General features: G+C 72.6%; 3 protein-coding genes and 1 pseudogene. 1 reads left to right on the plus strand and 3 read right to left on the minus strand.

The genetic code is table 11. The features are described 5' to 3' along the window. A pseudogene (locus DLJ59_RS36290) lies at positions 1–627 on the plus strand (hypothetical protein); the annotation flags it as partial. 325 nt (positions 628–952) lie between these two features. Here the strand turns inward: DLJ59_RS36290 and DLJ59_RS08695 are convergent. The 3 genes from DLJ59_RS08695 to DLJ59_RS08705 are packed head-to-tail and all read right to left on the minus strand — an operon-like array spanning position 953 to position 3,977. Beyond that, on the minus strand, positions 953–1,903 hold the full coding sequence (locus DLJ59_RS08695; RefSeq protein ID WP_124771993.1) for a VWA domain-containing protein: 951 nt from the start codon (positions 1,901–1,903) through the stop codon (positions 953–955). After that, positions 1,900–2,901: a DUF58 domain-containing protein gene (locus tag DLJ59_RS08700; protein WP_124771994.1), complete on the minus strand. Its 1,002-nt coding sequence runs from the start codon at positions 2,899–2,901 to the stop codon at positions 1,900–1,902. Before DLJ59_RS08700 ends, DLJ59_RS08695 begins: the two co-directional genes overlap by 4 nt. Continuing rightward, positions 2,880–3,977: an AAA family ATPase gene (locus DLJ59_RS08705; RefSeq protein ID WP_124771995.1), complete on the minus strand. Its 1,098-nt coding sequence runs from the start codon at positions 3,975–3,977 to the stop codon at positions 2,880–2,882. Before DLJ59_RS08705 ends, DLJ59_RS08700 begins: the two co-directional genes overlap by 22 nt. Between the last annotated feature and the right edge of the window lie 269 nt (positions 3,978–4,246).

The following is a 4,246-nucleotide window of genomic DNA, read 5'->3' on the forward strand; positions in this document are numbered from 1 at the left end:
TTGGTGGCCGGTGGGGCGGTCGCGCTGGCGGCGCTGCTGGCGCTGGGCTATCCGGTGAGCGCGGTGGGTGTGCCCGGGGCCGGGGTGTCCAACCTGAACCCGCCGTCGCTGCTGGTCGTGGCGCTGGCGGTCACCCAGGTCGGGCTGGGTTTGCTGGCCCGGCCGGCGCTACAGCGGCTGCTGACCCGGCCGCTGCCGGGCCGGGCGGTGACCGAGGTCAACCGGTTCGCGGTGCGCATCTACCTGTGGCACCAGCCGGTCCTGGTGGCGGTGACCGCGCTCACCGCCCGCACCGGGCTCACGCTGCCCGGTCTGCACACCGTCCCGGACGACCCGGGCTGGGTGCTGGCGCGCTGCTGCTGGCTGCCGCTGCTCGCCGTGGTGCTGGTCACTGTCGTGCGGGTGGGTCAGCCGAGTTCCCTGAGGCGTCGAGGCGTACGGGCTGGTGCTGAGCGGCGTCGCCGACCGGGCGGTGGAGGGGTTGCCGTCCGGTCGGCCGAGTGCGTTCCGTCGACAGCGCGGGTGTACGATCATCGACGTTCCGGCCCGCCCGACTTGCAGGAGGTGATCGCTGTGCGAGATAGCGATCCTCCCAGTCGTGGCCGGGCCGATGGTCAGTCCCGCTGAGCCACGACTCAGTCTGGTGAGCTGACCCCGCTCCGCTCCCCGCCGCTTCGGCACCTGCCGAGGTGAGTGTGCCGCGCCGCCCCATCCCGGGCGGTCGCCGGGAGCCGCCCGGTCACGACTTCGTGTGCGCGTCCCTACCCCCTGCGGTCCGCCCCCGCACGCGGACCGTCCAGCCGCCACCCGGAGCCGTTCATGAGCCGTTACGTCGCCCCGCTGGGCTTCACCCTCGCCGCCGTCTGGGTGGCCATCGTCTTCGTGCTCGCCGGCGGCGGCCACTGAGTTGGTGCCGACCGGCGGCGGTGGGTGACCGCCGCCGGTCCACCACTCAGAGCATCCGCGACGACCAGAGCAGACTGAACGCGCCCGCGCAGAGCGCCAGTAGCAACGCCACCCCGGCGTACCACTGGGTCACCTCACGCGGCTCGGTGCGGAACCCGATCGAGCTGCCCATGTCCTGGTAGACCTGCTTCAGCTCACTCACCGAGGCCGCCTCGTAGAAGTAACCCTCGGTGGTCTCGGCGAGCTCGGCGAGGGCCATCCGGTCCACCGGCACCCGCTGCAACTGCCCGCCGATGTCGACCTGGCCGATGTCGGTGCCGAAGGCGATGGTGGAGACCGGAACGTTGGCGGCCTGCGCGGCCGCCGCCGCCTCCTCCACCGCCCGGCCGGAGGTCCGGAAACCGTCGGAGAGCAGCACGATCCGCGCCGGCGGAATGCCCGCCGCGCCGTCGGCCGGCACCGACCGGATCGCCTCCAGACAGGTGAACACCGCCTCGCCGGTCGCGGTCGCCTCGGCCAGCGCCAGCCCGTCGATGGCGCTGGTCACCGCGTCCCGGTCCTTGCCCGGCGGCACCAGCACGTTGGCCGCCTTGGCGAACGACACCAGGCCCAGGTTGTAGCTCTCCGGCAGCTCACTGACGAACTGCTTGGCCGCCTCCTGAGCCGCCTCCAGCCGGTTCGGCGACACGTCGTCGGCCTGCATCGACAACGACACGTCGATGGCGAGCATCACGGTGGCCCGCTCCAACGGCTCCTTGGTGTCGACCGCGGGCCGGGCCAACGCGGTGGCCAGCACCAGCAGGCAGAGCAGGAACGCGGTCGCCGGGACGTGCCGACGCCAGCCCAGGCCCTTCGGCGCCACCGTACGCAGCAGGTCCACATTGGTGAACCGCATCGCGTACGCCCGGCGGTGCAACTGCCGCCAGACGTAGAACGCGGCGAGGGCGAACACCGGCAGCACAGCCAGCAGCCACCACGGTTGCAGAAAACGGATCATCGTGTCGTCCCCCGGGTACGCGCGTGCCGCTGCGCGGCCACGAATCGCACCATGTCCAGCAGCCAGTCTCGGTCGGTACGCAGACGCAGGTGGGCCGCGCCGGCGCCGCGCAGGGCGGCGGCGATCGTGGCCCGTTGGGCGGTGGCGGCGTCGGCGTAGCGCTGCCGCAGCCGCGGGTCGGCGGTCTGCACCTCGTGCAGCTCACCGCTCTCCGGGTCGACCACCGGCAACACGCCCACGTCGGGCAGCTCCAGCTCACGCGGGTCGACCACCTCGATCGCCAGCACGTCGTGCCGGACGCGCAGCTTGCGCATCGGCCGCGCCCACTGCTCGGCCGGCGCGAGGAAGTCCGAGACCACCACGGCCACCCCGCGACGGCGGGGCGGACGGTTGAGCATCTCGATCAGGGCACCCAGATCACCACGGCCGGGCCGGATGGCGGTGCCGGCGACGGCCCGCAGCAGACCCTGCGCCTCCTTGCGCCCCGAGCGGGCCGGCAGGCGGGTGAGCACCCCGGGCCCGGCCGGCGGTGGTCCACCTCGCCAGCGTCGGGCCGGCGCGGACACCCCGCCGCCGGTGCCGATCACGGCGCCGATCCGGTTACCCCCACGCACGGTCAGGTGGGTGATGGCAGCCGCGGCGGCCACCACGACCTCCCGCTTGAGCCACTGCCCGGTGCCGAAGTCCAGGCTGGCGGAGAGGTCCAGCGCGAGCCAGGTCTCCAGTTCCCGGTCGGCGACCGTACGCCGCACGTGTGGTGTGGTCGTCCGTGCCGTGACCGGCCAGTCCATCCGACGCACGTCGTCGCCGGGGCGGTACTCCCGAGACTCGCCCGCCTCACTGCCCGGTCCGGGCAGCAGGCCGGCGTAGTCGCCCTGGAGCAGACCGTCGAGCTTGCGGGTGACGAGCAGCTGAAGGCGGGACAGCACGGCCTCGCTGCGGTCGGCGAGGGGGGCCGGACGAGGGGTGGGTGAGGTCACGGCCGCTGCCCGGGCCAGCCGGCGCCCGGCGGCGGCGCGATCGACGGCGGGGTGGCCTGCTGCCGGGGAGCGACAGCGGGAAGCGGAATCGTCGACATCACCAGCTGCACGATGTGGTCGGCGGGCACGTCGTCGGCGAGCGCGTCGTAGCTGAGCACCAACCGGTGCCGCAGGATGTCCGGCGCGATGTCCTGCACGTCCTGTGGCAGCGCGTAGTCACGCCCGCGCAGCAGCGCCAGGGCGCGGGTCGCCCGGACCAGACCCAGCGAGGCGCGCGGGCTGGCCCCGTACTGGATCAGTTGCGCGACGTCGGGCATGCCGTGCTCGGCCGGGGCGCGGGTGGCCAGCACCAACCGGACCGCGTAGTCGACCAGGGCGTTGTGGACGAAGACCTGGTCCGCCTTGCGTTGCAGGGCGATCAGGTCCGGGGTGTCGAACACCGCTGTCGGCTCGGGCGCGGCAACGCCCATCCGGTAGACGATCTCCCGTTCCTCCGAGTCGGTCGGGTAACCCACCACGATCTTCATGAGGAACCGGTCCCGTTGCGCCTCCGGCAGCGGGTAGACGCCCTCCTGCTCGATCGGGTTCTGGGTGGCCATCACCAGGAACGGGTCGGGCACCCGGTGGCTCTCGCCGCCGATGGACACCTGCCGCTCGCTCATCACCTCCAGCAGCGCGGACTGCACCTTGGCCGGCGCCCGGTTGATCTCGTCGGCGAGCAGGAAGTTGACGAAGACCGGGCCCAGCTCCACGTCGAACTTCTCGCTCGACTGCCGGTAGATCCGGGTGCCCATGATGTCGGCGGGCACCAGATCCGGGGTGAACTGCACCCGGGCGAAGGACCCGCCGACGACCTTGGCGAGGGTCTCCACCGCCAGGGTCTTGGCCACCCCGGGCACGCCTTCGAGCAGGCAGTGACCGCGGGCGAGCAGCGCGACGAACATCCGCTCCACCATGCGGTCCTGCCCGACGATCACACGTTTGATCTCGAACAGCGCCTTCTCCAGCAGGGTGGCGTCCTGCGCGGGTGTGGTCACCGGCGCGGGTGCCGCTCCGTTCGGCGTCGGGGCGTCGGGCATGGTCGGCTGGGCCACCGGTCCTCCACAGCGTTTGTCGGTCGTCGCGGCTCGTGCGGTATCAAGACTCGCACGCCTTGCTGAGTGTCGAGGTGGGGAGAAGCCGATTTTGGCCGCGCCGTCACCAGCAGCCGAATTGCGCATCGCGGGGTGTGCGCCGACCGGCCTGCCGCGTGTACGATTCACCCCGTCGCCGGGCGGCTCCCCCCGTGGTCGCCCGGCGCTCAACCTCTCCGCCCCGCCGCCCTAGACTGGCCGGGATGAGCATCCCCTCCCCCGCCTACGAG

This window comes from Micromonospora inaquosa, assembly GCF_003857055.1.
In the GTDB taxonomy this organism is placed as follows: domain Bacteria; phylum Actinomycetota; class Actinomycetes; order Mycobacteriales; family Micromonosporaceae; genus Micromonospora; species Micromonospora inaquosa.

Excerpts from the sequence above, each read along its gene's own strand:
- DLJ59_RS08695 (WP_124771993.1), bottom strand. The coding sequence starts at position 1,903 with ATGATCCGTTTTCTGCAACCGTGGTGGCTGCTGGCTGTGCTGCCGGTG.